A 26,395-nucleotide genomic window follows, 5' to 3' on the forward strand; every position below is an offset into this window, starting at 1 on the left:
CCCGAAGGGCGACCGCGTCAAGATCACCATGAGCGGCAAGTTTCTGCCGTACAAATACTACGGCGCCAGCGGCAATGTGCCGGAATACGGCTTCAAGGAGGGGTGAGGCACGCGAATGGCGAATCGCGAGTAGCGAATGGGGTTCATTCGCTACTCGCCGCTCCCTATTCGCCTATTTGCCCGCCTTCACCTCGGCCGCGGCCACGGCGATCAATTCGCTCATCTTGGCGCGAATCGCCTGTTCGGTGATGGCGACGTTCTTGGCGGCGAAATCGGCCATGACCTTGCGCAGGACGTCGGCATCGCCGGCCTCCTCGAAATCGGCCGCGACCACTTCCTTTGCGTAGGCGGTGGCGGCCTCGCCGGTGATGCCGAGCTTCTCGGCGGCCCAAAGGCCGAGCAGCCGGTTGCGGYGGGCTTCCGCCTTGAATTTCTGCTCCTCGTCGAGGGCGAACTTCTTCTCGAAGCCTTCCTCGCGCTTGTCCAAACTGCTCATGCCTTTTTCCAATTCCCTGCTGACTGGATCCGGCGGCCGTCGTTGCGACGGCCCCGGCGCATGCCTAGATAGGGGGCACGAATCGGCAAAACAACGAGCCGTTAAGCCGCAGGCAAGACGGTATAAGTTGATGCCGGGCGGCCGGATCGATTGTGCTGGGACAGCCAATCGGATAGGTTGCCTGAAGGCTTGGTTCCCGTTCTGTTTCCAAGGGGTTATAGACGGGTTCCCAGCCGTTCACGGCAGCTCCGCTGTGGGTCGTAACCTGGTAACCGGAGCACACCAAATACATGGATTTCAACAAAACACGGTACATCCCCATGAGCCGTCGGCGTCGTATTTATGAAGGCAAGGCAAAGGTTCTTTACGAAGGCCCGGAGCCCGGTACCCTGATCCAGCACTTCAAGGATGACGCCACCGCGTTCAATGCGAAAAAGCATCAGGTAATCGAGGGCAAGGGTGTCCTCAACAACCGGATCTCGGAGTACCTGTTTCAGCATCTCAACGACATCGGGGTGCCGACCCATTTCATCCGCCGCCTCAACATGCGCGAGCAGTTGATTCGCGAGGTCGAGATCGTGCCGCTCGAAGTGGTGGTGCGGAACGTTGCCGCCGGCTCGCTGTCGCAGCGCCTCGGCATCGAGGAGGGCACGCAGCTGCCCCGGTCGATCATCGAGTTCTATTACAAGAACGATCAGCTCAATGACCCCATGGTGTCGGAAGAGCACATCACCGCGTTCGGCTGGGCCACGCCCCAGGAGATCGACGACATCATGGCGCTCGCCATCCGTGTCAACGACTTCCTCACCGGCCTCTTCCTCGGTATCGGCATCCGCCTCGTCGACTTCAAGATGGAGTGCGGCCGGCTGTTCGAAAACGAGATGATGCGGATCATCGTCGCCGACGAGATCTCGCCGGATAGCTGCCGTCTGTGGGACATCAAGTCGAACGAGAAGCTCGACAAGGACCGTTTCCGCAGGGACCTCGGCGGCCTGCTCGAGGCTTACACCGAAGTCGCAAAACGCCTCGGCATCCTCATGGAGAATGAGCGTCCGCAGGGCACTGGCCCGGTGCTGGTGAAGAGCTAAGAGGGATTTGACGTGAAGGCACGTGTTACCGTTACCCTGAAAACGGGCATCCTCGATCCGCAGGGCAAGGCCATCGAAGGCGCGCTGAAGTCGCTCGGCGTCGACGGCGTCGCCAGCGTCCGCCAGGGCAAGGTGTTCGACATCGAGCTTGCCGGCGCCGACAAGGCCAAGGCCGAAGCCGCGCTGAAGGAGGCGGCCGACAAGCTCTTGGCGAACACCGTGATCGAGAACTATCGCGTCGAGATCGTCTAACCCGCGCGGCGCTTCACAGCCATCCGACGCGGTGGAAGCGCCAGTACAATGCGAGGCAGGCGAGCGCCATCATCCCCATGACGACGAAATAGCTGTACTCCCATTGCAGCTCGGGGATGTACTTGAAGTTCATCCCGTAGATGCCTGCGACTGCGGTGGGCACGGCGAGGATCGCCAGCCACGAGGCGAGCTTCTTGGAGACCGCGGTCTCCTGCGCCTGTCCGACCAGCAGGCTCGCCTCGAAGGCGAAGGCCAGCACCTCGCGCATGGAATCGATGCGCTCCTGGATGTTCCTGACGTGGTCGGTGACGTCGCGGAACAGCGGCTGCATCGTCGCACGCACCATCGCAAGCTCGTCATGCTCGAGGCGGCGGCAGACTTCCACCAGCGGGCCGATCGCGGTCCTGAGCCGCAACAGGTCGCGGCGCAGCATGTAGAGCCGCTCGATCTGTGCCTTGCTGATCGGCTTGGAGAGCACGTCGTCCTCGATGCCCTCGACCTCCTCGTGGATGCTCTCCAGCACGGGCGAGTAGTTGTCGACGATGAAATCGAGGATGGCGTAGAGGATGTAGTCCTCGCCGCGCGCAAGCGCCCGTGGGCAGCTTTCGCAGCGTTCGCGCACCGGGGTGTAGGATGTCGAGGCGCCATGGCGCACCGAGACCAGATAGCCTTCGCCGACGAATATGTGCGTCTCGCCGAAGGCGATCCGGCCCTCGAACAATTGCGCCGTCCGCGCCACGATGAACAGGGCCTCGCCATATTGCTCGATCTTCGGCCGCTGATGGGCGTTGTTGGCGTCCTCGATGGCAAGGTCGTGCAGGTCGAACTGCTTCTGCACGGCGCTGAGCAGTGCCATGTCAGGCTCGTGCAGCCCGATCCACACCACGTGGCCGGGCTTGGCCCGCCAGCTCGAAGCCTCGCTGATGGCGATATTGGCGACACGCCGGCCGTCGACATAGGCGCCGGCAGCGATGACGCCCTGAGTGGACACCGGTTCGGAGGGGGAGGCGGGCAGCGACGGGACGTTCATGGCTTCAATCCCGGGCAAGATCGTCAGGCAAAAGTGCCGTGGCTATGGCCTGTGTACAAGGCCGCCCGGCGAGGCTAGCACTGGTAAAATCCCCGTCAAATGGCTATGTCTCTTCATGATTTTGGCCCTATTTGGCCAGCCCGATTCCCATCACCGCCGGAACCCGAACCATGAAAGCCGCCATCCTCGTCTTTCCCGGAATCAACCGCGAGCGCGACATGGCGCGCGCATTGAGGCTGATCTCCGGCAGCGAGCCCGCGATGGTCTGGCACGCCGAGACGTCGCTGCCCGCGGGCACCGACCTCGTCGTGGTGCCCGGCGGCTTCTCCTACGGCGACTATCTGCGCTGCGGCGCGATCGCGGCGCGGTCGCCGGTGATGGACGCGGTGCGCGACTATGCGGCCAAGGGCGGTCTCGTGCTCGGCGTCTGCAATGGTTTTCAGATCCTCTGCGAGTCCGGCCTGCTGCCCGGCGTCCTGATGCGCAACGCGCGGCTGAAGTTCATCTGTCACGACGTGCATCTGCGCGTCGAGCGCTCCGACACGCCGTTCACCCGCGGCTACAATGCCGGCCAGGTGATCCGCGTGCCCGTCGCCCATGGTGAGGGCAATTACGAGGCGGATGAAGAGACCATCAAGCGGCTCGAAGGCGAAGGGCGGGTGCTCTATCGCTACTGCTCCGCCGACGGCGTGGTCGACGAGGCCCACAACATCAACGGCGCGGCGGAATCCATCGCCGGAATCGTCAATGACAGGGGCAACGTGCTCGGCATGATGCCGCACCCGGAGAACCACGTCGAAGACATCATGGGCTGCACCGACGGCCGCGGCCTGTTCGCCGGTCTCACTGCCCATCTGGAAAAGGCCGCGTGATCTCGTTCGTGGCGAAGCGGGCTCTCGCCGCGATCGCGGCGCTGTCGCTCGCGACATTTTCACTCGCGACCGCAGCCTTCGCGCAGGATTTCCCCAAGCGCCCGATCACGATGATCGTGCCGTTCGCGGCCGGCGGCACGTCGGACGTGATCGCGCGCACGGTCGCCGAGCAGATGGGCATCGCGCTCGGCCAGACCATCGTGATCGAGAACGTCGCCGGCGCCGGCGGCTCGACCGCGCTGGCGCGCGCCTCCCGCGCCGAGCCTGACGGCTACACCATCGCTATCGGCAACGCCGGCACCAACGCCGCGACCTACACGATCTATCCAAAACTGCCGTTCACGCCTGAATCCTTCGTCCCGATCGCCATGGTCGCGAAGACGTTCGGCATCATCGCGCTGCGCAAGGATTTCCCGGCGAAGGACCTGAAAGAGTTCATCGCCTACGCCAAGGCCAACCCGGGCAAGATCAATCTCGGCCACGCCGGTGTCGGCTCGTCGAATTACCTCATTTGCAAGAGCTTCGTGACGGCCGCCGGCATCGACGCGACGCTGGTCGGCTATCGCGGCGCATCGCCCGCGCTGACGGATGCGATCGGCAGCCAGATCGACGGCGTCTGCGATGCTGCGGCCTCCGTCTCGCAGTCGATCAACGAGAAGCTGGTGCGGGGCCTCGTGGTCGGCTCGACCGTGCGGCTGGCCACGCTGCCCGATCTGCCGACGTCTGCCGAGGCGGGCCTGCCGGACTTCGAGGCGCAGGGCTGGAATGGCCTGTTCGCACCCAAGGGCACGCCGCAGGCCGTCATCGCCAAGCTGAATGCCGCCGCGCGCACGGCTGTCGAGACCGACGCGGTGAAGAAGCGTTTTGCCGACCTGTCGACCGTTGCGCCTGATGACAACGAGCATACGCCCGAGCTGCTCCAGCAGCTCGTGACGCGCGACGTCGAGAAATACCGGAAGATGCTGGCGGACGACGCCAAGTAGTAGCCGCCCAAGTCATAGCAAGTCATAGCGGTTTTGGGCTTGCTGTCTCATGAACCTCAATCGCGTTTGAGACGACTGACTCCTCGTCGCCATCAAGGTGCGCGCGTCCGGGGTCGCTGATTTCCGCGCGGGTGGAAGCAACTCAAAGTTGTTTCGCCGCGCGAGTTGCGATATCAGGAAGCGTGCGCTGTCGTTGTGCTCCCGGATGTCACATGCCCGTCGCTTTGGTCGTTCTGCTGCTCGATATCACACTGATTTATCACGCGTCGCGAACCGGGCGGTTGCAGCCCTGGGCCTTCATCATCCTGATGGTGCCGCTGATCGGCGCGCTCGCCTACATCGCGGTCGAAATCGTCCCTGAATGGTTTTCCAGCCCCGGTGCGCGACAGGCGCGTCAGCGCGTTGCCAATCGGCTCGATCCGGAGAAGCGTTATCGCGAGCTGTGCGACCGGCTGGCGGCCACCGACACCATCGCCAACCGTGCGGCGCTGGCCGGGGAATGCGCGAAGGTCGGCCGCTTCAGCGAGGCCGCAGCATTACGGTCACATCCTGAGCCTGCCGATGGGCCACGATCCCGCTTATGCCTTCGGCAAGGCGCAGGCCGAGTTTGCCGCCAAACGTCCGGCCGATGCGCTGGCGACGCTGGACGATCTTCAGAAGCAATGGCCGGACTTCGATTCCGCCGATGCGCATCTGCTGTACGCCCGCGCGCTCGCCGAGGTGGGGCGGCTCGACGAGGCGCTGGAGGAATATCACGCCGTCGCCGGCTATTTCCCCGGCGCCGAGGCCCGGGTGCGCTACGGCATGCTGCTCCAGATGGTCGGCCGCAGCGCCGAGGCGCGCATGGTCTTCAACGAGCTCCTGATCCAGATGCGGCGCGCGCCGAAATATCTGCGCGAGGCGCAGGCCGAGTGGCTCTCGATCGCCGAGAAGCAGATTTCGACCTGAGCGGTCTTATTGTTTGAGCATGATCTTATCGGAAAACTGCTGCGCACTTTTCCGGATCATGCTTTGCGCAGCTTCAGCCGTTCCGCCGGCACCGTCATCGCGGCGACGCCGGCCATGACCAGCAGAAGTCCCAGCGCGAGGTTCGACGGCACGCTCTCGCCGAGCAGCAGCACGGACAATCCGACGCCGATCGGAATGCGCAGATAGCCTTGTGCGTTCGTTGTCAGCGTGCCGAGCCGGCCCAGGCAGACGTAGAACAGCATCAGCCCCAGCGCGCTGGAGACGATGCCCATGACGATGGTAGCGACGATCGCCGTCGGCGTCGGGTGCAGCGTCCAGGGCTGGTCGATGATGAGCGAGGGCGGCAGCAGCACGAGGCCACCGAACAGCAGCGAGCCGGTTGCGACCACCATCGGATCGTATTCGGAGAGCCGCAAGCCAAAGATGGTCGCGCAGGCAAAAGAGATGGTGGCGAGCAGGATCGCGATCTCCGCCACGATCTCGCTGCCGAAGCCGCGCAGCGCGTCCAGCCCGACGATGGCGATCGTGCCGGCGAGGCCGAGAATTGCGCCCGCGAGCTTCAGCAGCGTGGCCGGCTCGTGCCGCGTGATCAGCGACGTGATCAGGAAGGCGAAGATCGGCGTCGTCGAGGCCAGCACCACCGTGTTCGAGGCCGGCACATATTGCTGCGACCAGGTGATGATCAGGAACGGGAAGGTCGAATTGATCAGCTGCTGGGTCGCAAACAGCTTCCAGGCTTTCACGTCGGTCGGCAGCTTGACGCCGCGCATCCACAGGATGGCAAACAGGAAGGCGAACGCGATCAGCGAGCGCGCCGAGATGAAGGTGATGGGCGGGATCGTGGGAAGCGCGAGCTTCGCCAGCGGATAGGTCGAGCTCCAGCAGCAGGCGAGCGCGAACAGCAGCGCATAGTCGCGCCAGTTGCGCGCGCCGGTGGCGATGACGGATGGCGACGATGATGCGGCGGCCGCCGTGCGGCCCGACGATGTGCTCTTCGGCACCTTGTTCCTGCTCCCCCGCGCCAACGCGCTTGTCGCAAGTCTGGGCGAGGGGGCGCGAAAAGGGAAGGCGTCGAGCTATGCGTTTGCCTGGAGTGCAGGCTTCCGCTTCACCCGCTTGATCGTGCCGGAGAAGGTAAACAGCGGCCGCCCTGCCGAGGTCAGCTTGCCCCGCAGGAAGATCAGCGAGCCGCCGGCGCGGGACACTTCGCCGACGCATTCGACCAGCTCGCCCTCGCGGGCCGCGTCGAGGAAATCACAGGCGAAATTCGTCGTCACCGCCGGGCCATCGAGCTCATGGGTGGCGATCGCGAACAGGCAATAGTCGGCGAAGGCCATGAAGCAGCCGCCATGGACGTTTCCGGAGCCGTTGAGGTGCTTTTTCTCGACCCGGAACGCCGAGCGGACGCTGCCGTCGTCCTCGATTTTGTGCCAGAATGGGCCGATATGGCTCTCAAAACTGTCGCGAATCCAGGTCCGCCAGCCCGTGAACTCGCCATCGGTGGCGACGTGCAGGTCCGGGCGGCGGGTGGAGGGGACTTTGGTCAATTCGTGCAAGGAAATGGGCCTTCAATTACGGGTCTTTAGTCCTTAAATCCGATCCGTCAGCGCCTTGCAATTCCCGTTCCCGCCGACCGCCTGCCCGCAAAACGTGGGACAGCGGGAAAATGGGCCATAAAGGGCTTTTCGTAGGCCCCCGATCTTCCTAAGAACGGCAAAACGCCGCCGAAAGCCCCGAATCCATGAAGAACGAACCCAAGATCACCCCCGAACTGGTTGCCGCCCACGGGCTCAAGCCCGACGAGTACGAGCGCATCCTGAAGCTGATCGGGCGGGAGCCGACCTTCACCGAGCTCGGCATCTTCTCGGCGATGTGGAACGAGCACTGCTCGTACAAATCCTCGCGCATCCATCTGCGCGGCCTGCCGACCAAGGCGCCCTGGGTGATCCAGGGCCYCGGCGAGAATGCCGGCGTGATCGATATCGGCGACGGCCAGGCCGTGGTCTTCAAGATGGAGAGCCACAACCACCCKAGCTACATCGAGCCCTATCAGGGTGCGACCACCGGCGTCGGTGGCATTCTGCGCGACGTCTTCACCATGGGCGCGCGTCCGATCGCCTGCCTCAATGCGCTGAGCTTCGGCGCGCCCGAGCATGCCAGGACGCGGCATCTCGTCTCCGGCGTCGTCGCCGGCGTCGGCGGCTATGGCAATTCCTTCGGCGTGCCGACGGTCGGCGGCCAGGTGCGCTTTCACACCCGCTATGACGGCAACATCCTCGTCAACGCAATGGCGGTCGGCCTCGCCGATGCCGACAAGATTTTCTATGCTGCCGCCTCCGGCGTGAACATGCCGATCGTCTATCTCGGCTCCAAGACCGGCCGCGATGGCATTCACGGTGCCTCGATGGCCTCGGCGGAGTTCGACGACAAGTCCGAGGAGAAGCGCCCGACCGTGCAGGTCGGCGATCCCTTCGCCGAAAAACTGCTGCTCGAGGCCTGCCTCGAGATTATGGAGAAGGGCTGCGTCATCGCGATCCAGGACATGGGCGCGGCCGGCCTGACCTGCTCGGCGGTCGAGATGGGCGCCAAGGGCGACCTCGGCGTCGACCTTGATCTCGACGCGGTGCCGACGCGCGAGACCGGCATGAGTGCCTACGAGATGATGCTCTCGGAAAGCCAGGAGCGCATGCTCATGGTGCTCAAGCCCGAGAAGGAAAAGGAAGCCGAGGCGATCTTCAAGAAGTGGGGCCTCGACTTCGCCGTGGTCGGCTACACCACGCCGAGCAAGCGCTTCGTCGTCAAGCATGGCGGCGACGTGATGGCCGATCTGCCGATCAAGGAGCTCGGCGACGAGGCGCCGCTCTACGACCGTCCGCACGTTCCCTCCACCGCGCTGCCTGTGGTGCACGCGCGCGAGGTGCCGGCGCCGATGGGCGTCGGTGCCGCGCTGGAGAAGCTGATCGGCACGCCCGACATGTGCAGCAAGCGCTGGGTCTGGGAGCAATACGACCACGTCATCCTCGGCAACACCTTGCAGCGTCCCGGCGGCGACGCCGCTGTCGTGCGCGTGCAGGACGGGCCGAAGGGTCTGGCGCTGACCGTCGACGTGACGCCGCGCTATTGCGAGGCCGATCCGTTCGAGGGCGGCAAGCAGGCGGTGGCGGAAGCCTGGCGCAACATCACCGCGGTCGGCGGCAAGCCGCTCGCGATCACCGACAATCTCAATTTCGGCAATCCTGAACGGCCCGAGATCATGGGCCAGTTTGTCGGCTGCCTGAAGGGCATCTCGGAAGCCTGCCGCACGCTCGACTTCCCGGTCGTGTCCGGCAACGTCTCGCTCTACAACGAGACCAACGGCCGCGCGATCCTGCCGACACCTTCGATCGGCGGCGTCGGCCTGCTCGACGATTTCACCAAGTCCGCTTCGCTGGCCTTCAAGGCCGAGGGCGAGGCGATCCTCCTGGTCGGCGAAACCCACGGCTGGCTCGGCCAGTCGGTCTACCTGCGCGACATCTGCGGTCGCGAGGAGGGCGCGCCGCCGCCGGTCGATCTCGCGGCCGAGAAGCGCAACGGCGATTGCGTGCGCGGCATGATCCATGCGGGCACCGCGACGGCGGTGCACGATCTCTCCGACGGTGGCCTCCTGATCGCGCTCGCCGAGATGGCAATGGCGAGCGGCATCGGCGCAAAACTGCTGGCGGCGCCGGCGGCGCTCGTGCCGCAGGCCTATTGGTTCGGCGAGGACCAGGCGCGCTATCTCGTCACCGTGCCGGAAGCGGAAGCCGGCCGCGTGCTGGCCAAGATGCGCGGCTGCGAGGTGCCTTGCGTGCGCATCGGCACCACCGGCGGCGATGCGATCGCGATCGCGGGCGAGGCGCCAGTGTCGATCGATAGCCTGCGGAAATCGTTCGAGCGCTGGCTGCCGGAATATATGAGCGGGAAGGCGGCGTAAGGCGCCGCCACACACTCCGTCATTGCGAGGAGCAAAGCGCCGAAGCAATCCAGACTGTCTCCGCGACTCTGGATTGCTTCGCTACGCTCGCAATGACAGGCGGAGAGACCTCGGCCTCACAAAACGTGCGACGCGCCCGGAATCTTCCGCAACATTGCCGTCAGTCCCCAGCTCAGCAACACCGTAAGCACGAAGCCGATCGCGGCCTTGAAGATCGCAGGCCACGAATAGTCGAACAGCACATACTGGATCCACAGCGCGATCGGGTAGTGCACCAGGAACATGCCGTAGGCGTCCGCCTGCATGCGGTCGAGCAGGTTCGGCCCCGGTGACTTCTGGTGCAGGAAGAAGGCGAGGATCGCGAGCAGGATCGCGGCCGAGAACAGCACGACGAACGTGCCGTAGATCGCCTGATACCAGTCCGGCAGCACGTTGGGATTCCCGAGGATTGCGCGCTTGATGTAGATCATGCACCACATCAGGCAGTAGGGGACCAGCGTGGCGATCACCCACATCCATCGGTTCTTCGGCAACTGGCCCTCGGCGCTGAGGATGCCGCGATCGAAGTTGGCGGCACCGACGCTGACGCCAATGAAGAAATAGGCGAAGTAGAGCAGGACGCGGCTCGCCTGCACCGAAAACGGTCCGAACTCGAACCATTTGTTGGCGCCGAAATGGACCAGCGCGGGCACGTAAACGACGGCGGTGACGACGGCCAGCAGCAGCCAGAACACGGCCGGCTGGTCAAAACCGCGCAGCGAAACGCGGTTGACCGGATCGACCAGGTGGGCTGAGACCCGGTAGAGCAGGCTCGCAGTCAGGTCGAACGCCAGCAGCACCCACACGAACCAGATCGGCCCGCTCGGCCACGGCCCGACGGTGATCGTCTTCCACCAGAACGAAGCGAAGGTCAGCTCGGGATCGTGCCGCAGCGCGATCGCGTAATAGGCGATCGGGATGACCGTGAAGGCCGCGATCACGAACGGCAGCCCGAGTCGCAACAGGCGGTCGCGCAGGAAAACCTGTGGCGCCTTGCGCGCGATGCCGGACCACGTGAACAGTCCCGACAGGAAGAAGAACATCGCCATGAAGAAGCTGTCGGTGCAGAGCACGACGACGTCGAAGCCGATCCAGGACGCCGGGTCGGTGTGACCGAAATAGGTGTAGGGAATGACGGCGTGGTGCAGCAGCACCACCAGCGTGAGGAAGGTGCGGGTCCGATCGAGCGACAGATTGCGCGTCTTGGCTTTCGGCGCGGCGTGCGCCTCCGCGCCGATCGTCGCGGAATGTGACATCGTCATCATGGTCGCCCCGATTGCGCTCCTGCCCTGGCCGGACTGTGCCGCCGGGAACCGGATTCAGCAAGCGCAGTTTGTGCCGCGCCTTGCCCGCGGAGCGCCCTCAGGAACCAGTTCCGCGCAGCGAAGTTAGCGTTCGCGAATGGGTTGAGGGCCGCAAAACATGCGGCATTTTAGTCGGAGTTGGTTATGACGATCCTGAAATGGGCGCTGATCTTTCTCTTGATCTCGATCGTGGCCGGCGTGCTCGGCTTCACCGGCCTCTCGGCCGCCTCGGCCGATGTCGCCCGCTTCCTGTTCTATATCTTCGTCGTGATCTTCCTGGTGTTGCTGATACTGGGGCTCACGATCTTCAGGGCGTAGCCGGGCTGCCGCTCGAATCGCGGGGGGCGGGGCGCCGGCCCTCAATTGCCTGCGAATGGCATGACGCGGGCCATCAGCTCGGCCAGGAATTCATCAGGACGATCGAACGGAATGAAATGATCGCCGCCGCGAACCCACACAAACTCCTTATGCGGGGCCGTGATCTCCTTGAAATATTGCTCGGCGGGTTCGCCCGGCGTCACGCCGTCCGCGTCGCCCTCAATGAAGAACATGGGGATCGAAGATCTGAATCCCATCGAGACCATGTCGCTCTGAAACATCGGCCCGTTCCGCCCGGTCAGATATTTGGCCGAGAAGGCGACGCCCTTGCGCCAGTTGTACAAGTCGAGCAGCGAGACATCCGGCATGAAGAGCGGCGGGATGGGACCGGCGAACTGGAAGCCGCCGGCGGGCGGCAGACCCAGCGCGTTGCTCCATCTGTCCGCAATCAGGCGATTTTCGGGGGTGAGGGTCGGCTGTGAAGCGACCGGCGCCAATTCCGCCAGGGCTTCACGATTGTTGGCGGATGCCGCAAGCCGTTGCAGGCGCGCGATCGTGAGCTCGAATGCCTTCTCGAAGGTCGTCCTGCCAACCACCTGGCCGGTGCCGACATAGGCCGAGAACAGATCCGGGCGTTGCTTCACCATGTGAATTCCCAGGAACGAGCCCCACGAATGCCCGACCAGGACGATCCTGTCCTTGTGCAGATGCGTGCGCAGATGCTCGGCCAGCTCGACGCCATCCTGCGTCATGCGCTCCAGTGTCATGGTCGGCGCAAGCGTGTCTCCGGCGGCGCCATACGTGCGGCCGGTGCCGCGCTGGTCCCATTGCACGATGGTGAAGTGCTTCTCCCAGGGGCGCCAACCCGACGACATTGGCCAGCTGGAGCCTCCGGGCCCGCCGTGGACGAACAGGAGGACCGGGTTATCCCGATCCTCGCCGCGGATTTGAATCCATTGCTTGATTCCGCCGATGTGGACGAACCCTCCCTCCTGCACGCCCTTTGGTGAGCGGATCGCGAGGGTTTCGGCAGCAAGATGCTGGCGATAGGCGCGAAAACCCAGTCCGGCGGCGGCCACCACGATGAGGATACCGGCCACGCCCAGCAACGAGACCCCAATCAGTCTTGCGGCTTTGCGCGGCATCTTGAGCCTTGTGTCGACTGAGAGGAAGCGACCTGCGATCGCCCCCGGCGCGATGAGCCTACCCCACTTCCTCGATCTTCACCTTGTCCGGATAGAAGGCGAGATGGCCGGAAATCTCCGTCATCGCGGGGAAGGGCGTCTCGTAGGTCCAGATCGCGTTGTCGAGCGTCTTGCCGTCGGCCTTGACGCTGTAATAGCTCGCGTCCCCTTTGTAGGGGCAATGGGTGACGCGGTCGGTGCGCTCCAGCACCGCCATGTTGGCGTCCTCCCGCGGAACATATTGCACCGCCGGATATTTGGCCTCCTTCAAGATCAGCGCCTTGCTGGTCTCGGCGATCACGATGTCGCCGGCCGTGACGCGGACGCGTCGGGGATTTTGGGTAATGGTGATGGGGTGGTCGGGCCCTGGGAGCTTCATGATTTCACGCCTTTTCGATCAATCTTGCGCGCGCGGCACTTTGTCGTGCCTTTATCCGGATGGGATCAAGGATATAGTGCCGGAATGCGTGACGTAGAAGGCCGTTCACGCTAAGTTTGGCCCTGCCGGTCCGGGGACCCCGGCAAGCGATTCGAAGCCGAGACAGGAGCAAGACCCGAATGCCCATGGACGCCCACGATATCGAGGCGATGATCAAGGCAGCGATCCCCGATGCCGAGGTGACGATCCGTGACCTCGCCGGCGATGGCGACCACTATGCCGCGACCGTGATCTCGGAATCCTTCCGCGGCAAGTCCCGCGTTCAGCAGCACCAGATCGTCTATCAGTCCCTGCAAGGCCAGATGGGCGGCGTGCTGCATGCGCTGGCGTTGCAAACCGGGGTACCCGGGGCCTGATCTGATCGCGTGACGGGGGGATGACGATGGCTGCGGACAATCCTCGCGGCGCGATGTTTCGCGTCATCGCTCCGAACCAGCACAGCCGCGTCACCAATGCCGAGCTGTTCTTCGACCTCGTCTTCGTCTTCGCCGTCACGCAGGTCTCGCACACGCTGCTGCACCATTTCACCCCGCTCGGCGCGGTGCACGTCACGGTGCTGTTCCTCGCGGTGTGGTGGGTGTGGGTCTACACAGCCTGGGTCACCAACTGGCTCAACCCCGACCTGACGCCGGTCCGCATCCTGATCTTCCTGATGATGCTGGGCGGCCTCGTGCTGTCGACGACGATTCCGACCGCGTTCGAGGGGCGGGGCCTGTGGTTCGCGATCGCCTACGCGACCATGCAGGTCGGACGCACCGCCTTCTGGCTGCTCGCGACCCCGCGCCATCGAACGGCCGTCCGGCACAACGCGATCCGCATTCTGGTCTGGCTCTGCGGCTCCGCGATCTTCTGGATCCTCGGCGGTCTCGCCCATGACGAGGCGCGGCTGTGGTTCTGGATCGCGGCGCTCGCGATCGAATACGTCTCGCCCGCGGTGCGCTTCTGGGTCCCGAAGCTCGGCTTCTCGTCGGTCGAAGCCTGGGCCGTCGAAGGCGGGCACATGGCAGAGCGCTGCGCCGGCTTCATCATCATCGCACTCGGTGAGGCCGTCGTCGTCAACGGTGCCACCTTCGCCGAGCTGGAGTGGACCGCGGACAACATCCTGGCCTTCGTCTCGGCGCTGGCCGGGGCCATCGCGATGTGGTGGGTCTATTTCCACAAGGGCGCGGAGGCCGGCTCCGAGCGGCTCTCGAAATCCACCGAATCCGGCCGGCTGGCACGGATGGCCTATACCTATCTGCACATGCCGATCGTCGCCGGCATCATCCTGACCGCAGTGTCGGACGAGCTGGTGCTGAAGCATCCGACCGGCCATTCCGATATCAGGATCATCGTGAGCACGGTCGGTGGTCCCTTGGTGTTCCTGGTCGGCACCATCCTGTTCAAGCACGCGATCCGCGGCTTCCTCCAGCTCTCCCACGGCATCGGCATCATCCTGCTACTGGTGCTGTGGTGGTTCGCCGCCGATCTCTCACCGCTCTGGCTGTCGGTCGCGTCGACCGTGATCATGATCGTGGTCGCAGTGTGGGAGTCGATGTCGCTGGGGTCGAAGCCGGAGGAGGCAGAGGCGCATTGAGCTCCGGCCGCATATGTCCTCGTAGAGCTGTCTGAGCGCACGCCTCGTCCTTCGAGACGACCGCTGCGCGGTCTCCTCAGGGTGAGGCTAATCGGCATAGGCACCCGTTGAAACTGTTGCCGCGCGCTCCGTCCTCATCCTGAGGAGCCCGCCGAAGGCGGGCGTCTCGAAGGATGTGCCGCAGGAAACCGCTCTCAGATTCAACGGAGCACTTACTCCGCCGCCTCCAGCGCGTGCACCGAAAACATCTTCGCCGCGTCCGTCCAGCTTTCGCGCACCTGCCAGCCCGCGCCCTGCGCCAGCGCAGCAAAACGCTCGAGGCTGTATTTGTAGCTGTTCTCGGTGTGGATGCTCTCGCCGGGGYGGAACGAGAAACTGGTGCCGAGCAGGCGCACGGTCTGGCTCTTCTTGCTGATCAGATGCATCTCGATCCGGTGCCGCTCGCGGTTGTAGATCGCGCGATGGGTGAAGGCGGACAGGTCGAAATTGCCGCCGAGCTCGCGGTTGATGCGCACGAGCACATTGAGGTTGAAGCGGGCGGTGACGCCGGCGGCATCGTTGTAGGCGTCGTGGAGGACGCGCTCTTCCTTCTCGAGGTCGGCGCCGATGATCATCTGCGCGCCCTTGCCCAGGATCTTGCGGGCGCTCTTCAGGAAGGCCTGAGCCTCATGCGGCTCGAAATTTCCGATGGTCGAGCCGGGGAAGAAGCCGACCTTGGGCATCGATGCGACGGCCTTGGGCAACTCGAACGGCGTGGTGAAGTCGGCCGCCACCGGATAGATGCCGAGCGTTGGGAAGTCCCGCTTCAGGCCGTTGGCCTGCGCCTTCAGGAAGTCGCCGGAGATGTCGACGGGTACATAGGCCGCGAACTTGCAGTGATCGAGCAGCAGGCGGACTTTTGTGGTTGCTCCGGCGCCGAACTCGACCAGCGCCGCATGCTGCGGAATGATCTTCGCGATCTCGCTGCCGCGCTCCTTCAGGATCGCAAGCTCGGTGCGCGTCGGGTAATATTCCGGCAGGCGCGTGATTGCCTCGAACAGCTCCGAGCCGGTCGCGTCGTAGAAATATTTCGGCGACAGCTTTTTCGGCTGCTGCGAGAGGTCCTCGATGGCCTCGCGGGCGAAGGCGGTGGTCTGCTCGTCGGGGAGATGGGCTTCGGCCAAAGCGCTGGCGTGCACATTCATGATACTCTCCTGAACGCGCTGTCCGGCGCGCATTTATCGTCGGATGAAAACTAGACGTAATCGGCGAGCCGCAGTCCCGCGAACTGCCAGCGATGGTGCGGATAGAAGAAATTGCGATAGGTAATACGGCTGTGGCCCTCGGGAGTTGCAAGCGAGGAGCCGCGCAGCACCAGTTGGTTGATCATGAACTTGCCGTTGTACTCCCCGAGCGCGCCTTCGATGGCGCGGTAGCCGGGGTAGGGCGAATATGAAGAACGCGTCCACTGCCAGACGATGCCGAAGGCGTCGTTGAGCTGGCCGGCGCGCGCAGCAACCTCCCATTCCATCTCGGTCGGCAGATGCTTTCCGGCCCAGCGCGCAAACGCATCGGCCTCGTAATAGCTGACGTGGCAGACCGGCGCGTCCGGATCGACCGGCTTGAGGCCGGCGAGCGTCATCGTGTGCCACTGGCCGTCGATCTCGCGCCAATGGCCGGGGGCGTCCCAGCCTTCGTTGTTGACGGTGGCAAAGCCGTCCATCAGCCACAGCGTTGCGGTCCGGTAGCCGCCGTCGCGCATGAAGGCGAGCCACTCGGCGTTGGTGACGAGATTGCGTGCGACCCTGACTGGACCGACGAGGGCGCGATGCGCCGGCTTCTCATTGTCGAAATGAAAACTGTCGTCGACATGACCGACGGTGTGGATACCCTCGTTCAGTGTCAGCCAATCCTCACCCGCGCGTGTCGAAGCCGGGAAGCGCCAGTCCGGATCATAGGCCGGCGGGATCGGGTTCTGCGCGAAGGCATGCAGGATGTCGGTGACCATCAATTCCTGATGCTGCTGCTCGTGATTGAGCCCGACCTCGACCAGCGGTGCGATCTCGCGAAGCTTGTCCGCGCCAACCTCGCGAAAGAATTTGACGACGGCCGCATCGACATATGCTCGATAGGCGCCGACCTGATCGGCGCTGGGACGGGTGATGTCGCCGCGGTGATTGCGGGAATGACGCGGGCCGGCGCTGACGTAATAGGAATTGAACAGGAAAGCGAAATCAGGGTGGAAGGGCCGGTAGCCAGGGGCGTGCTCGCCGAGCAGGAATTGCTCCCAGAACCAGGTGGTATGGGCCCGATGCCATTTCGTGGGGCTCGCATCCGGCATGGATTGAATCTGCTGGTCTTCGGGCGACAGCGGCTCGGCCCGGCGCTCGGTCTCGTTGCGGACGGCGAGAAATGCCTCTTCCRGCCCCTGGGCGAGGCCGCGCGGGTCGGCCGACGGTGACGAAAGCGGCGGGGTGGCCGTAGCGGAGGCTGATTTCGTCACGTTTTTCTCCAGACAGGACAAGAGAACGTTGTTGGCGTTGCCCGGTTCCAAAACCTGGGTTCGTCCTAGATAGGGGCTCCGTTACGGTATGAAAGTCCTCCCCGGCGATGATATTCGTGGCATCATGTAATGGGGCCGGCGTGGCCTGGACCGGCCCCATGGGGCTGTTCGCCGCCATTTTACTTTGGATGCACAACGGTTTGGGCTACATATATAAGGCAGGTATCGGGTTAAATCGGCTGAGCCGGCCCGGAGTGATTGTTGAGGGCTCCGCCCCAGAAGGACACGGATATGAGCATCGCGGAATTCATCGCCAACGAAGTGAAGTCGAACGACGTGGTTCTGTTCATGAAGGGAACGCCGCAGTTTCCGCAGTGCGGTTTCTCCGGCCAGGTCGTCCAGATCCTCGACCATATCGGCGTTGGCTATAAGGGCCTCAACGTCCTCGAATCCGCCGAACTGCGCAACGGCATCAAGGACTACTCGAACTGGCCGACCATTCCGCAGCTCTATGTGAAGGGCGAGTTCGTCGGCGGATGCGACATCGTCCGCGAGATGTTCCAGGCCGGCGAACTGCAGCAGCTGCTCTCCGAGAAGGGCGTCGCCGTCGCGGCCTGACACGTGACCCAGCTGACGCGCCGCATCGGCGGCGCCGAGCTCGAGGTTATCGTCGCTGACATCACGACACTCGGCGTTGACGCCATCGTCAACGCCGCAAATTCGTCTCTCCTTGGCGGAGGCGGCGTTGATGGCGCAATCCACGACGCTGCCGGTCCCGAGCTTCTGGCCGAGTGCCGGACGCTCGGGGGATGTCCGACCGGCGATGCCAAGATCAGGAAGGGCTACCGTCTGCCCGCGCGACATGTGATCCACGCAGTCGGCCCCGTCTGGCACGGCGGCAGCCGCGGCGAGGTGGATTCGCTGCGTTCCTGTTATCGCCGTGCGCTTGAGCTCTCCCAGGCCAATAGACTGAACTCTCTAGCCTTCTCCGCGATCTCGACCGGGGTATATCGCTTTCCGGCCGACCAGGCCGCGAAGATTGCGGTCCATGCGACCATCGAAGCCCTGCCGGCTGCGCCGCTGGTCACCCACGTCATATTCTGTTGTTTCTCGGAGACAAGCGCCGCGCTCCACACGGACGTTCTGGCGCGGTACAGCAGCCCTTGTGCCTGATGACGTGGTCAGTACACTCCGCTCGGCCACCTTCCGGGGAGGGGATATGAATTCACATTTCGGACTGCGTGCGTTGATTTGCGGCGCACTGGTGTCGCTGGGTGCGATGTCGCTCGCGCGCGCCGAAGGCACCTACGAGATTCCGGCCGGCGCGCATTTCAATCAGGACAAGCTCGCCAAGGTCAGCGAGTTCTTCAAGAACGAGGTCGCGACCGGCAAGATCGCCGGCGCGACAGTGCTGATCAAGCAGCACGGCAAGCCCGTCTTCCGCGAAGCCTTCRGCGTGCAGGACGTGGTGAGCAAGGCGCCGATCACGGACCAGACCATCTTCCGCCTGTTCTCGATGAGCAAGGCGATCACCTCCGTCGTTGCGGTGCAGTTGATCGAGGACGGCAAGATCAAGCTCGACGATCCCGTCTCGAAATACATTCCGTCCTTCGCCAATGTGAAGGTCGGCGTCGAGAAGAAGGCCGACGACGGCACCAAGTCGCTCGAACTCGTGCCGCTGAGCCGGCCGATGACGGTGAAGGATCTGATGACGCACACGTCTGGCGTCACCTATGGCTTCTACGGCGACAGCCTGGTCCGCAAGGCCTATCGCGACGCCAAGATCTACGACGGCGATTTCGATCTCGCCGAGTTCGCCGAGCGCATCGCAAAATTGCCGCTGCACAACCAGCCGGGCGCGCTGTGGCAATACGGCCATTCCACCGACATTCTGGCGCGAGTCATGGAGGTCGCAACCGGCAAGCCGTTGCTCGATATCGAGCGGGAGAAGCTGCTCGATCCGCTCGGCATGGTCGACACCGGCTTCTTCGTCACCGCGCCCGAGAAGCAGAAGCTTCTGGCGCAGCCGGTGCCGAATGACGCCGATTTTCGCGTCGGCCGGATCAACGATCCGACGGTTGTCAAAAAGATTCAATTTGCCAGCGGCGGCATGGTTACGACCATGGCGGACTATGAGCGCTTTGCGCAGATGCTGCTCAATGGCGGCAGCCTCGACGGCAAGACCATCCTCAAGCCCGAGACGTTCAAGCTGATGGTGACCGATCAAATCGGCCCGACCTCGGGGGTCGGTCGCGACTATTTCTATTTCCCCGGCGACGGTTTCGGCTTCGGTCTTGGCCTTGCGGTCCGCACCGATCCCGGCAACGCCAAGCCGCCGCCGCCCGGCGATCTCGGGGAATTGAAGTGGGACGGCGCCTCCGGTTGCTATTTCGTCATCGACCCCAAGCAGGACATGTTCTTCGTGCTGCTGGAGCAGACCCCGACCGAGCGCCAGCGCGTGCAGCGGACATTGAAGCAGTTGGTCTATGAAGCCATGGAGAATTGACATGTTCGGGCGCCGCGCGCTGATTGCGGCGCTCGTTCTCTTGTTCGGTGCAGTGGGGGCGCAAGCGGGCTCCGAGGGGCGCGCCCACGCCTTCTCGCCGGAGGGTCTGGCAAAGGTTTCCGACTACATCCGCAGCGAGATCGTCGCCGGTACGTTTCCGGGCGCGATCCTGCTGCTCCAGCAGCACGGCAAGCCGGTCTATTACGAGAATTTCGGCGTCCGCGATGTCGCCACCGAGATCTCGATGAGCGCGGACACGATCTTTCGGCTCTRTTCGATGTCGAAGCCGGTCACGACAGTCATGGCGATGATGCTGGTCGAGGAGGGCAAGCTCTCGCTCGACGATCCCGTCGCAAAATACATTCCGGCCTTTGGCAAGATGAAGGTCGGTGTCGAGACGAAGGCCGAGGACGGCAAGGTTGCGCTGGCGCTGGAGCCGCTCAGTCGCTCCGTGACGATCAAGGATTTGATGCGCCACACTGCCGGGCTGCCCTACGGCTATTATGGCGGGGGCTTGGTGAACAAGCTCTATGCCGACGCGGGTCTCTTCGACAACAAGGCTTTGACCAACGCCGAACTCGTCGCGAAGATCACCACGCTTCCGCTCGCCGAACAGCCCGGCACGAACTGGGACTATGGCCACTCCACGGACGTGCTCGGCCGCATCCTCGAGGTCATATCGGGGAAATCGCTGTTCGAGTTCGAGAAGGAGCGGCTGCTCAATCCGCTCGGGATGACGGACACTGCATACTATGTCGCCGATCCTGCCAAGTGGCCGCGCATCGCCGAGCCGATGCCGCAGGATCGCGCGATCAGCCCGATGACACAGGTCCGCGATCCCCGGAAACCGCTGAGGTGGGAGTCGGGCGGCGGCGGCCTTGTCGGTACGGTCGGTGACTACGCGCGTTTCTCGCAGATGCTGCTCAACGGCGGCAGCTATGAAGGCCGGCGCTATCTCAAGCCCGAGACCATCGCGCTGATGGCGTCGGATCATATCGGCCCCGGGACGAAGATCGCGCGCGATCAGAATTACTATCCGGGCGGAAGCTCCGGCTTCGGCCTCGGTTTCGCGGTGCGCACCTCGGTGCCATCAGGGACATCGTGGCCGCTTGGCGAATATCGCTGGGACGGCGTCGGCGGCACCTTCTTCTTCATCGATCCCGAAGACGATCTGTTCGGGATCTTCATGGTGCAAACCCCGTCGCAGCGTGGCCGGATTCAGCTCGCGTTGAAGACGCTGATCTATCAGGCGATGGGGCGGTAGCTAGCCGCCTTCGTAGCCCGGATGGAGCGAAGCGCAATCCGGGAAAATCTTTCCGCGAGGCGAGGACCCCGGATTTCGCTGCGCTCCATCCGGGCTACGGACTTACGCCCCGCGCACGATCTCGCGCACGTATCCGATCGTTTCCTCGATCTGGCCCGCATTGACGTCGAGATGGGTGCAGGCGCGGATACGGCCGTCCATCATCGCGAGCGTCACGCCGCGCTGGCGCAGTGCGGCGACCATCTTGTCGCCGGCAATTCCGGCGCCATCAGGCTTGAAGAACACGAGATTGGTCTCGGGCTCCTGCACCTCGACGCCTGCGATCTGCGACAGCCCGCGGGCGAGCRCGCGCGCATTGGCGTGGTCGTCGGCCAGGCGATCGACGTGATGGTCGAGTGCGTAGATGCAGGCGGCCGCGCAGACGCCGGCCTGCCGCATCGAGCCGCCGAGGCGCTGCTTCCACTGCCACACCGCGTCGATGAAGGCGCGGGTGCCCGCGAGCACGCCGCCGATCGGCGCGCCCAGGCCCTTGGAGAAATCGATCCAGGCCGAATCCCAGCCCGCTGTCATGTCGCGCGGGGAGATGCCGCTCGCCACCGTGGCATTGAGCAGGCGCGCGCCGTCCATGTGGGTGACGAGGCCGTGTTGCTTGGCGATCGCGACGATCTCGTCGAGCGCTGCCTTCTTCCAGATCGTGCCGCCGCCGATATTGGCGGTCTGCTCGACGCTGACGACTGTCTGCGGCGGCTGGTAGCGCGTGCGCGGATGCAGTGCCTTGCGAAAGGTCTCGGGCGTGAACTGGCCGTCGGGTCCCTTGAGCTGGGTGACCTGGAAGCCGCCGATCGCGRCATGCGCGCCGCCTTCGCGGGCGATGATATGTGCGCTCTCGTGGGCGAGGATCTCGTCGCCGGGACGGCAATGCACCAGCGTCGCGGTGACGTTGCACATCGTGCCTGAGGGCATGTAGACCGCGGCTTCCTTGCCGAGCAGCGCGGCGACGCGCTCGCACAGTGCGTTCACGGTCGGATCGTCGCCGACCTGCTCGTCGCCGACCTCGGCGCGCGCCATCGCCTCGCGCATCGCAGCCGTCGGCTTGGTCTGCGTGTCCGAGAGCAGATTGATGCGCACCGGCGGCGCCTTGGGATCGATCGGGGGAGGGGTATAGAGCATCAACTTGCTCCCTGAGGGGAATGGCACTCGCTCGCGGTCAGCGAGCTCTGGGTGGACGCCGGGCGGCGTGACGAAACCGCATAATAACGATTTCTGTCTCGGTCACACGATAATCGATCAGATAGGGATAAGGGTTGACCGGCAAGCGACGGACGTATGCACGCGTAGTCGTTCGCCCTGCGTGGGGGGAGGTCTCTAGCAATGCTATGAGAGCGACAATGCGGCCGCGCACGTGGCCTGCGCCTTGGGGCGAGTGCGCCTCGATGTAGGTCAGAATTTGGTCGATTTGGGCGAGCGCCCGCTTCGTATAGCGGACCTTCACAGGCCGTGCTTAGCCCACATCGCGCGGACTTCGTCGGCGCTGGCCAGCTCGCCGCGGGCGATTTCGGCTTCGGCCTCGGCGAGATCTGCCTCTTCCGCCGCCGTCAGCTGGATTGGTGGCTGATCGACCCCGGCAAGCTCAAGCAGGGTCCGCGCCAGTTCGTCCTGCTCTGAATCGGGCAGGCCGGAAACTTTGCTGAAGGCCTCTTCCAGAAGACGAGTCATGCTCAACTCCGCGATGTGCAATCATAGCACAGATGGCCTGAGACATGGRAATCGCCGGCTCAAACAAAAAGGCCCCGGTGAACCGGGGCCTTTGAATGTCGTTCTGCCGAACTATTAGCGCGAATAGAATTCGACGACCAGATGCGGCTCCATCTGCACCGGGAACGGCACGTCGGAGAGGCCGGGGATGCGCACGTACTTGGCGGTCATCTTGCCGTGGTCGACTTCGAGATAGTCGGGGGTGTCGCGCTCGGGGAGCTGGCTGGCTTCGAGCACGTGGGCGAGCTGCTTGGAGGCTTCCTTGACCTCGATCACGTCGCCGATCTTGAGCTGGTAGCTCGAGATGTTGACCTTGCGGCCGTTCACCTTGACGTGGCCGTGGTTGATGAACTGGCGCGCGGCGAAGATCGTGGAGACGAACTTGGCGCGGTACACGACCGCGTCGAGACGACGCTCCAGGAGACCGATCAGGTTCTCGCCGGTGTCACCCTTGAGGCGGCTCGCCTCGACATAGATGCCGTGGAACTGACGCTCGGAAATGTTGGCGTAGTAGCCCTTCAGCTTCTGCTTGGCGCGCAGCTGCACGCCGAAGTCGGAGAGCTTGCCCTTGCGGCGCTGGCCGTGCTGGCCGGGGCCGTACTCGCGGCGGTTGACGGGGCTCTTCGGGCGGCCCCAGATGTTCTGGCCCATACGGCGATCGAGTTTGTACTTCGCCTCACTGCGCTTAGTCATCGCGTCCTCTTCAGGTACATGGTTTGAGGAAACGCGCCCTCCTGTGTGACGGGCTGGGCCCGGCACTGACAGGTCCGATCCCCAAAGCTTAAGGGAGAGGACCACGGGTCGCGAAACGCTTCGCGGGCCGAAATCGGCCCGCGAGCAGGCGGCTTTTAGGTGAGTTTGGGCCGTTCTGTCAATGCGAATAGCCCCGAAATCATGTCCGGACAGCGCGGATCGTCTTCGGCCCGGCCGCGCGCAATTCGGCAGCGATTTCAGTGTTCAGGACCTGCTCCAGCCGGGTCAGGACCCGGGCAATGGGGGCGGCGTCGGTCACACGGTGGTCCCAGCGGATCACGACATGGATGGTCTGGTCGCCCTCGACCACCCCATAGCTGACGATGAACGGGCCCGGCGTGATGGGATGGAGCTCGCCACCGCCATAGGCGGCCACTGAGCTCACGGCAAAACTGCCGAACCAATTGCCGCGCTGTCGGCCGAAATTCAGCCCGACCGCCCAGCACAGCCGCCGCAGCGGCAGCGGCAGGCGGGTGGCCCGCATGATCTTGCGGAACATCGGGATATCGTCGATCGGGGCCGTCTTGGCACGCCGGATTTCGGCGTCCACCGCGGCCAGCGCCATGGCTTCGGGAGCCGCGATTCGCTGCGGCATCACGCATTCCTCGCCGTCTTGGACCCGGGCGATCGCCACCGACGCCACGCTATTGGGCAGCTCGTAGAGCATCGGCCAAGGCCATTTGGCGTAGACGGTGCGCAGGACCGGCTCGTCCCTGGCGACCAGGGCAAAGGCCTTGACGAACATTGCGGCCCAGCCGGAGGGCGCCATCGCTCCCGCACGCGCCTCCAGCAGGGGGCGGATATTGAGGGGGCGGGAGAGCGAGACGAATGGCACGTCCATCGACGCCCGCATGAGGTCGCAAATCAGCCGGCGCGGCAGCGAAATGGTCTTGGACGTCCCGCGCATGGGTCTTTCGGTTCCTGCGGACTAAAATATGTGCAGCGAGCGGGTGGCCCGCTCGCCGCGTGCTCTAGCACGAACCAACCCGCCTGGCGCCGGTCGGTTCGCCGCATCAGGGCGCCGGCGAAGCCAGCGGCTTGGTCTTGTCGACGATGTAAACCCCAAGCACTTTCATGGCCTTGTCGCCATGAGCCTTGGCGTCGTGCACGACGCCCGCCGGGATCTGGTAGGAATCCCCGGCTTTCAGGGTTTTCTCCGGCTGGCCGTCGATGAGGAGATTCAGCTCGCCTTCGAGCACGTAGCCGGTTTCGACCCCAGGATGGGTATGGCGTCCGGCCGCGCCGCCCGCCGGGACCTCTGCGATGGCGGTGACGGTGTTGTAGCCGTCGGGAAATTCGACCTTCTGCAGTGGGGTCCGCTTGATGCCGGTCTGCTGGGCGAAGGCCGCAACGGCGAGGCTGGTGAAGGCGAGAGCGAGTAAAGTCTTTTTGAGCATGGTTCTTCCTCCCTGGAACCGCCGACCCTAGCAGCGTCGCAGTTCCCGGCAAGGCCGCGATCGGCTCGTTCAGCGCTTGATTCCCTCGAACGCCGCCATGATGCCGCGCTGGAACAGCGACCAGTCGAAACCCAGCGCGATTGCGCGATAACCGCGGTCGACCAGGGCGTTGGCCTGGTCTGCGGTGCGGGCGACGCCGCCGATCGGCACGCCGCTTTTGAGGATGCCGGCCTCGGCGCGGGCGACCAGCTCCAGCAATTCCGGATCGTCCATCTGCCCGCGCTTGTTGATGGACGTCGCGAGATCGCCGGGGCCGATCACCGCGACGTCGATGCCCGGCGTCGCCATGATCTCATCGATGCGATTGACGGCCTCGATATGCTCGATGGTGATCATGCAGATCATCTCGTCGTCGGCGCTGGCCATGTAGTCCGGCATCGACTGGCCCCAGCGGAACGGCGCGTGGAACGGACCCCAGAGACGATCGCCGCGCGGCGGATAGCGCACGCTGCGCACCGCCTTCTCGGCTTCGGCGCGATTAGTGATCATCGGGAAATTGATGCCGAAGGCGCCGATGTCCATCGGCGCTTTCGCAAGCCACGGCTCGTTCGCCGCGATCCGCACCAGGGGCGTGCATGGCGTGCCTGTCGTGGCGGCGATCATCGCATGCGCTTCGGTCAAGCCAATCGGGCCATGCTCGAGGTCGACGATGATCCAGTCGAGCGAGCGCGCCATGATCTGTACGGTCTGCACGCTCGGGATCGTCGCGATCGCGCCAAAGGCGGGGCGCCCCTCGCTCCACAATTGGCGGAGGCGATTGAGCGGCGTTGCGGGGACCGGCATGGGGATGAACCTGCGAAGATGGCGACGGCGAAACCTAGCAGCGCGCCGTCGAGGCGCAAGGTCAGGCCAGTGCGCGTCCGCCGAAGAACGGCGTCAGCGTGGCCGAAAGCCCATGCACGCGGTTCGAGGTGAAGATCATCTCGGCGCCGGACTGCGCGATGCCGCCGATTTGCGTGCCGAGCAGGTCGGAGACGCGGCGGGCGATGGCCGGCGCAGGGTCGATCCATTCGACCGGCCAGGGCGCGAGCGTCTTCATCCGGTCGAGCAGCAGCGGATAGTGCGTGCAGGCGAGCACCACGGTGTCGGTGCGCGATGTCGCGTCCGCGGGATCACCGACGAAGCAGGGGACGAGTTCGGCGAGGATGTCGCCGTCGCTGATCGGATGGCCGCTGAGCGCGGCTTCTGCCAGAGAGGCGAGCTCCGGCGAGCCGACCAAAGTCACCTCGCAACCCAGCCCGAAATCGCGGATCAGCGCCTTGGTGTATTCGCGCTTCACCGTGCCCTTGGTGCCGAGCACCGAGACGCGGCGGCTCTTCGACTGCGCGCAGGCGGGCTTGATCGCCGGCACGGTGCCGACGAAGGGCAGGGAATAAGCGGCGCGCAAGTGAGATAGGACCAGGGTGGACGCCGTGTTGCAGGCGATGACGACGAGGTCAGGATCGTGCGTGCCAATCAGTTCGCCCATCAGCGGCACGACACGGGCGATGATCTCGTCCTCGCTGTGGTGGCCATAGGGGAAGAAGGCATCGTCGGCGACATAGACGTAATGCGCGTCCGGGCGCGCAGCCACGACCTCGCGGAGCACCGTGAGTCCGCCAAGGCCGGAATCGAACACCAGGATCGTCGGGGAATAGGTCACGTCGCTACCTTAAGGGCACCATGGTTACCATTCG

30 protein-coding genes and 1 pseudogene are annotated in these 26,395 nt (G+C 64.2%); 14 read left to right on the forward strand and 17 right to left on the reverse strand.

Annotated elements, in window-relative coordinates; all coding sequences use genetic code 11:
• A partial coding sequence (locus AB4Z51_RS30195; RefSeq protein WP_441498639.1) for a cyanase occupies positions 1–106 on the forward strand: 106 nt, incomplete at its 5' end.
• Between the two features lie 66 nt (positions 107–172).
• Here the strand turns inward: AB4Z51_RS30195 and AB4Z51_RS30200 are convergent.
• Positions 173–496, reverse strand: coding sequence for a DUF1476 domain-containing protein (locus AB4Z51_RS30200; protein ID WP_441498603.1), 324 nt, complete (start codon positions 494–496; stop codon positions 173–175).
• Between the two features lie 320 nt (positions 497–816).
• Between AB4Z51_RS30200 and purC the strand changes: the two genes are divergently transcribed.
• Both purC and purS read left to right on the forward strand, forming a co-directional pair.
• Positions 817–1,584 (forward strand): phosphoribosylaminoimidazolesuccinocarboxamide synthase, encoded by a 768-nt coding sequence (gene purC, locus AB4Z51_RS30205; protein ID WP_172782948.1) that lies wholly within the window; start codon positions 817–819, stop codon positions 1,582–1,584.
• Positions 1,585–1,596: 12 nt separating this feature from the next.
• Positions 1,597–1,836, forward strand: a complete 240-nt coding sequence (gene purS / locus AB4Z51_RS30210; protein WP_014494125.1) for a phosphoribosylformylglycinamidine synthase subunit PurS — start codon at positions 1,597–1,599, stop codon at positions 1,834–1,836.
• A 13-nt stretch (positions 1,837–1,849) separates the two neighbouring features.
• Here purS and AB4Z51_RS30215 read toward each other — a convergent pair whose 3' ends face one another.
• Entirely contained in the window at positions 1,850–2,866 is a 1,017-nt protein-coding gene (locus AB4Z51_RS30215; protein WP_441498604.1) for a magnesium and cobalt transport protein CorA, read from the reverse strand.
• Between the two features lie 170 nt (positions 2,867–3,036).
• Between AB4Z51_RS30215 and purQ the strand changes: the two genes are divergently transcribed.
• The 3 genes and pseudogenes from purQ to AB4Z51_RS30230 all read left to right on the forward strand — a co-directional run bounded on the left by purQ (position 3,037) and on the right by AB4Z51_RS30230 (position 5,669).
• The gene (gene purQ / locus AB4Z51_RS30220) at positions 3,037–3,738 is read left to right on the forward strand and encodes a phosphoribosylformylglycinamidine synthase subunit PurQ (RefSeq protein WP_166342514.1); all 702 of its coding nucleotides are present in this window, start codon (positions 3,037–3,039) and stop codon (positions 3,736–3,738) included.
• Entirely contained in the window at positions 3,735–4,721 is a 987-nt protein-coding gene (locus tag AB4Z51_RS30225; protein ID WP_441498605.1) for a tripartite tricarboxylate transporter substrate binding protein BugD, read from the forward strand. Before purQ ends, AB4Z51_RS30225 begins: the two co-directional genes overlap by 4 nt.
• Before the next feature lie 212 nt (positions 4,722–4,933).
• A pseudogene (locus AB4Z51_RS30230) lies at positions 4,934–5,669 on the forward strand (tetratricopeptide repeat protein).
• A 56-nt stretch (positions 5,670–5,725) separates the two neighbouring features.
• Here AB4Z51_RS30230 and AB4Z51_RS30235 read toward each other — a convergent pair.
• Together AB4Z51_RS30235 and AB4Z51_RS30240 are read right to left on the reverse strand one after the other, a co-directional pair.
• Positions 5,726–6,691: a DMT family transporter gene (locus AB4Z51_RS30235; RefSeq protein WP_441498606.1), complete on the reverse strand. Its 966-nt coding sequence runs from the start codon at positions 6,689–6,691 to the stop codon at positions 5,726–5,728.
• Between the two features lie 75 nt (positions 6,692–6,766).
• Complete coding sequence (locus tag AB4Z51_RS30240; RefSeq protein ID WP_167768114.1) at positions 6,767–7,246, reverse strand: PaaI family thioesterase; 480 nt, start codon at positions 7,244–7,246, stop codon at positions 6,767–6,769.
• Between the two features lie 185 nt (positions 7,247–7,431).
• On the opposite strand from AB4Z51_RS30240, the gene purL reads away from it, so the two are divergent.
• Complete coding sequence (gene purL / locus AB4Z51_RS30245) at positions 7,432–9,642, forward strand: phosphoribosylformylglycinamidine synthase subunit PurL (RefSeq protein WP_441498607.1); 2,211 nt, start codon at positions 7,432–7,434, stop codon at positions 9,640–9,642.
• 116 nt (positions 9,643–9,758) lie between these two features.
• Here purL and AB4Z51_RS30250 read toward each other — a convergent pair whose 3' ends face one another.
• Positions 9,759–10,946 (reverse strand): acyltransferase family protein, encoded by a 1,188-nt coding sequence (locus tag AB4Z51_RS30250; protein ID WP_441498608.1) that lies wholly within the window; start codon positions 10,944–10,946, stop codon positions 9,759–9,761.
• Between the two features lie 183 nt (positions 10,947–11,129).
• Here AB4Z51_RS30250 and AB4Z51_RS30255 point away from each other — a divergent pair, with 183 nt between their 5' ends.
• On the forward strand, positions 11,130–11,303 hold the full coding sequence (locus AB4Z51_RS30255) for a DUF1328 domain-containing protein (RefSeq protein WP_014494135.1): 174 nt from the start codon (positions 11,130–11,132) through the stop codon (positions 11,301–11,303).
• 41 nt (positions 11,304–11,344) lie between these two features.
• On the opposite strand, the gene AB4Z51_RS30260 is transcribed toward AB4Z51_RS30255, so the two are convergent.
• Positions 11,345–12,448: an alpha/beta fold hydrolase gene (locus tag AB4Z51_RS30260; protein WP_441498609.1), complete on the reverse strand. Its 1,104-nt coding sequence runs from the start codon at positions 12,446–12,448 to the stop codon at positions 11,345–11,347.
• Positions 12,449–12,506: 58 nt separating this feature from the next.
• On the reverse strand, positions 12,507–12,866 hold the full coding sequence (locus tag AB4Z51_RS30265; protein ID WP_085404300.1) for a DUF427 domain-containing protein: 360 nt from the start codon (positions 12,864–12,866) through the stop codon (positions 12,507–12,509).
• Positions 12,867–13,045: 179 nt separating this feature from the next.
• On the opposite strand from AB4Z51_RS30265, the gene AB4Z51_RS30270 reads away from it, so the two are divergent.
• Positions 13,046–13,282 (forward strand): BolA/IbaG family iron-sulfur metabolism protein, encoded by a 237-nt coding sequence (locus AB4Z51_RS30270; protein ID WP_028147489.1) that lies wholly within the window; start codon positions 13,046–13,048, stop codon positions 13,280–13,282.
• A 26-nt stretch (positions 13,283–13,308) separates the two neighbouring features.
• Positions 13,309–14,502, forward strand: coding sequence for a low temperature requirement protein A (locus AB4Z51_RS30275; protein ID WP_441498610.1), 1,194 nt, complete (start codon positions 13,309–13,311; stop codon positions 14,500–14,502).
• A gap of 212 nt (positions 14,503–14,714) precedes the next feature.
• On the opposite strand, the gene egtD is transcribed toward AB4Z51_RS30275, so the two are convergent.
• Both egtD and egtB read right to left on the reverse strand, forming a co-directional pair.
• Complete coding sequence (egtD, locus tag AB4Z51_RS30280; RefSeq protein WP_441498611.1) at positions 14,715–15,686, reverse strand: L-histidine N(alpha)-methyltransferase; 972 nt, start codon at positions 15,684–15,686, stop codon at positions 14,715–14,717.
• A 50-nt stretch (positions 15,687–15,736) separates the two neighbouring features.
• The gene (egtB, locus tag AB4Z51_RS30285; protein WP_441498612.1) at positions 15,737–17,035 is read right to left on the reverse strand and encodes an ergothioneine biosynthesis protein EgtB; all 1,299 of its coding nucleotides are present in this window, start codon (positions 17,033–17,035) and stop codon (positions 15,737–15,739) included.
• A 240-nt stretch (positions 17,036–17,275) separates the two neighbouring features.
• On the opposite strand from egtB, the gene grxD reads away from it, so the two are divergent.
• The 4 genes from grxD to AB4Z51_RS30305 are packed head-to-tail and all read left to right on the forward strand — an operon-like array spanning position 17,276 to position 20,754.
• Positions 17,276–17,602 carry a Grx4 family monothiol glutaredoxin gene (gene grxD / locus AB4Z51_RS30290; RefSeq protein ID WP_085404302.1) on the forward strand — a complete coding sequence of 109 codons (327 nt, stop codon included), beginning with the start codon at positions 17,276–17,278 and terminating at the stop codon, positions 17,600–17,602.
• A 3-nt stretch (positions 17,603–17,605) separates the two neighbouring features.
• A complete protein-coding gene (locus AB4Z51_RS30295) occupies positions 17,606–18,157 on the forward strand; it encodes an O-acetyl-ADP-ribose deacetylase (RefSeq protein ID WP_441498613.1) in 552 nt (183 codons plus the stop codon).
• 46 nt (positions 18,158–18,203) lie between these two features.
• On the forward strand, positions 18,204–19,490 hold the full coding sequence (locus AB4Z51_RS30300) for a serine hydrolase domain-containing protein (protein WP_441498614.1): 1,287 nt from the start codon (positions 18,204–18,206) through the stop codon (positions 19,488–19,490).
• Between the two features lies 1 nt (position 19,491).
• The gene (locus AB4Z51_RS30305; protein ID WP_441498615.1) at positions 19,492–20,754 is read left to right on the forward strand and encodes a serine hydrolase domain-containing protein; all 1,263 of its coding nucleotides are present in this window, start codon (positions 19,492–19,494) and stop codon (positions 20,752–20,754) included.
• Between the two features lie 102 nt (positions 20,755–20,856).
• On the opposite strand, the gene AB4Z51_RS30310 is transcribed toward AB4Z51_RS30305, so the two are convergent.
• The 8 genes from AB4Z51_RS30310 to murI form a co-directional block, all read right to left on the reverse strand.
• Positions 20,857–21,924 (reverse strand): threonine aldolase family protein, encoded by a 1,068-nt coding sequence (locus tag AB4Z51_RS30310; protein ID WP_441498616.1) that lies wholly within the window; start codon positions 21,922–21,924, stop codon positions 20,857–20,859.
• Positions 21,925–21,961: 37 nt separating this feature from the next.
• The gene (locus AB4Z51_RS30315; protein ID WP_441498617.1) at positions 21,962–22,246 is read right to left on the reverse strand and encodes a type II toxin-antitoxin system RelE/ParE family toxin; all 285 of its coding nucleotides are present in this window, start codon (positions 22,244–22,246) and stop codon (positions 21,962–21,964) included.
• A complete protein-coding gene (locus tag AB4Z51_RS30320) occupies positions 22,243–22,470 on the reverse strand; it encodes a hypothetical protein (RefSeq protein ID WP_028147480.1) in 228 nt (75 codons plus the stop codon). The genes AB4Z51_RS30315 and AB4Z51_RS30320 overlap by 4 nt, the downstream gene beginning before the upstream one ends.
• A 114-nt stretch (positions 22,471–22,584) precedes the next feature.
• Positions 22,585–23,202 (reverse strand): 30S ribosomal protein S4, encoded by a 618-nt coding sequence (gene rpsD / locus AB4Z51_RS30325; protein ID WP_071912408.1) that lies wholly within the window; start codon positions 23,200–23,202, stop codon positions 22,585–22,587.
• A 199-nt stretch (positions 23,203–23,401) separates the two neighbouring features.
• On the reverse strand, positions 23,402–24,169 hold the full coding sequence (locus AB4Z51_RS30330) for an acyltransferase (protein ID WP_441498618.1): 768 nt from the start codon (positions 24,167–24,169) through the stop codon (positions 23,402–23,404).
• Between the two features lie 106 nt (positions 24,170–24,275).
• Positions 24,276–24,659, reverse strand: coding sequence for a cupin domain-containing protein (locus AB4Z51_RS30335; RefSeq protein WP_085404308.1), 384 nt, complete (start codon positions 24,657–24,659; stop codon positions 24,276–24,278).
• 69 nt (positions 24,660–24,728) lie between these two features.
• Positions 24,729–25,502, reverse strand: coding sequence for an HpcH/HpaI aldolase family protein (locus AB4Z51_RS30340; protein ID WP_441498619.1), 774 nt, complete (start codon positions 25,500–25,502; stop codon positions 24,729–24,731).
• Between the two features lie 61 nt (positions 25,503–25,563).
• Positions 25,564–26,361 carry a glutamate racemase gene (gene murI, locus AB4Z51_RS30345; RefSeq protein WP_441498620.1) on the reverse strand — a complete coding sequence of 266 codons (798 nt, stop codon included), beginning with the start codon at positions 26,359–26,361 and terminating at the stop codon, positions 25,564–25,566.
• Positions 26,362–26,395 lie beyond the last annotated feature (34 nt).

Origin of the sequence: Bradyrhizobium sp. 2TAF36 (genome assembly GCF_052114925.1) — a bacterium.
GTDB lineage: Bacteria > Pseudomonadota > Alphaproteobacteria > Rhizobiales > Xanthobacteraceae > Bradyrhizobium > Bradyrhizobium barranii.

Excerpts from the sequence above, each read along its gene's own strand:
- AB4Z51_RS30275 (WP_441498610.1), top strand. The coding sequence starts at position 13,309 with ATGGCTGCGGACAATCCTCGCGGCGCGATGTTTCGCGTCATCGCTCCG.
- AB4Z51_RS30260 (WP_441498609.1), bottom strand. The coding sequence starts at position 12,448 with ATGCCGCGCAAAGCCGCAAGACTGATTGGGGTCTCGTTGCTGGGCGTG.
- purQ (WP_166342514.1), top strand. The coding sequence starts at position 3,037 with ATGAAAGCCGCCATCCTCGTCTTTCCCGGAATCAACCGCGAGCGCGAC.
- AB4Z51_RS30250 (WP_441498608.1), bottom strand. The coding sequence starts at position 10,946 with ATGATGACGATGTCACATTCCGCGACGATCGGCGCGGAGGCGCACGCC.
- AB4Z51_RS30265 (WP_085404300.1), bottom strand. The coding sequence starts at position 12,866 with ATGAAGCTCCCAGGGCCCGACCACCCCATCACCATTACCCAAAATCCC.
- purC (WP_172782948.1), top strand. The coding sequence starts at position 817 with ATGAGCCGTCGGCGTCGTATTTATGAAGGCAAGGCAAAGGTTCTTTAC.
- rpsD (WP_071912408.1), bottom strand. The coding sequence starts at position 23,202 with ATGACTAAGCGCAGTGAGGCGAAGTACAAACTCGATCGCCGTATGGGC.
- AB4Z51_RS30330 (WP_441498618.1), bottom strand. The coding sequence starts at position 24,169 with ATGCGCGGGACGTCCAAGACCATTTCGCTGCCGCGCCGGCTGATTTGC.
- AB4Z51_RS30270 (WP_028147489.1), top strand. The coding sequence starts at position 13,046 with ATGCCCATGGACGCCCACGATATCGAGGCGATGATCAAGGCAGCGATC.
- AB4Z51_RS30335 (WP_085404308.1), bottom strand. The coding sequence starts at position 24,659 with ATGCTCAAAAAGACTTTACTCGCTCTCGCCTTCACCAGCCTCGCCGTT.
- AB4Z51_RS30255 (WP_014494135.1), top strand. The coding sequence starts at position 11,130 with ATGACGATCCTGAAATGGGCGCTGATCTTTCTCTTGATCTCGATCGTG.
- grxD (WP_085404302.1), top strand. The coding sequence starts at position 17,276 with ATGAGCATCGCGGAATTCATCGCCAACGAAGTGAAGTCGAACGACGTG.
- AB4Z51_RS30340 (WP_441498619.1), bottom strand. The coding sequence starts at position 25,502 with ATGCCGGTCCCCGCAACGCCGCTCAATCGCCTCCGCCAATTGTGGAGC.
- AB4Z51_RS30215 (WP_441498604.1), bottom strand. The coding sequence starts at position 2,866 with ATGAACGTCCCGTCGCTGCCCGCCTCCCCCTCCGAACCGGTGTCCACT.
- AB4Z51_RS30320 (WP_028147480.1), bottom strand. The coding sequence starts at position 22,470 with ATGACTCGTCTTCTGGAAGAGGCCTTCAGCAAAGTTTCCGGCCTGCCC.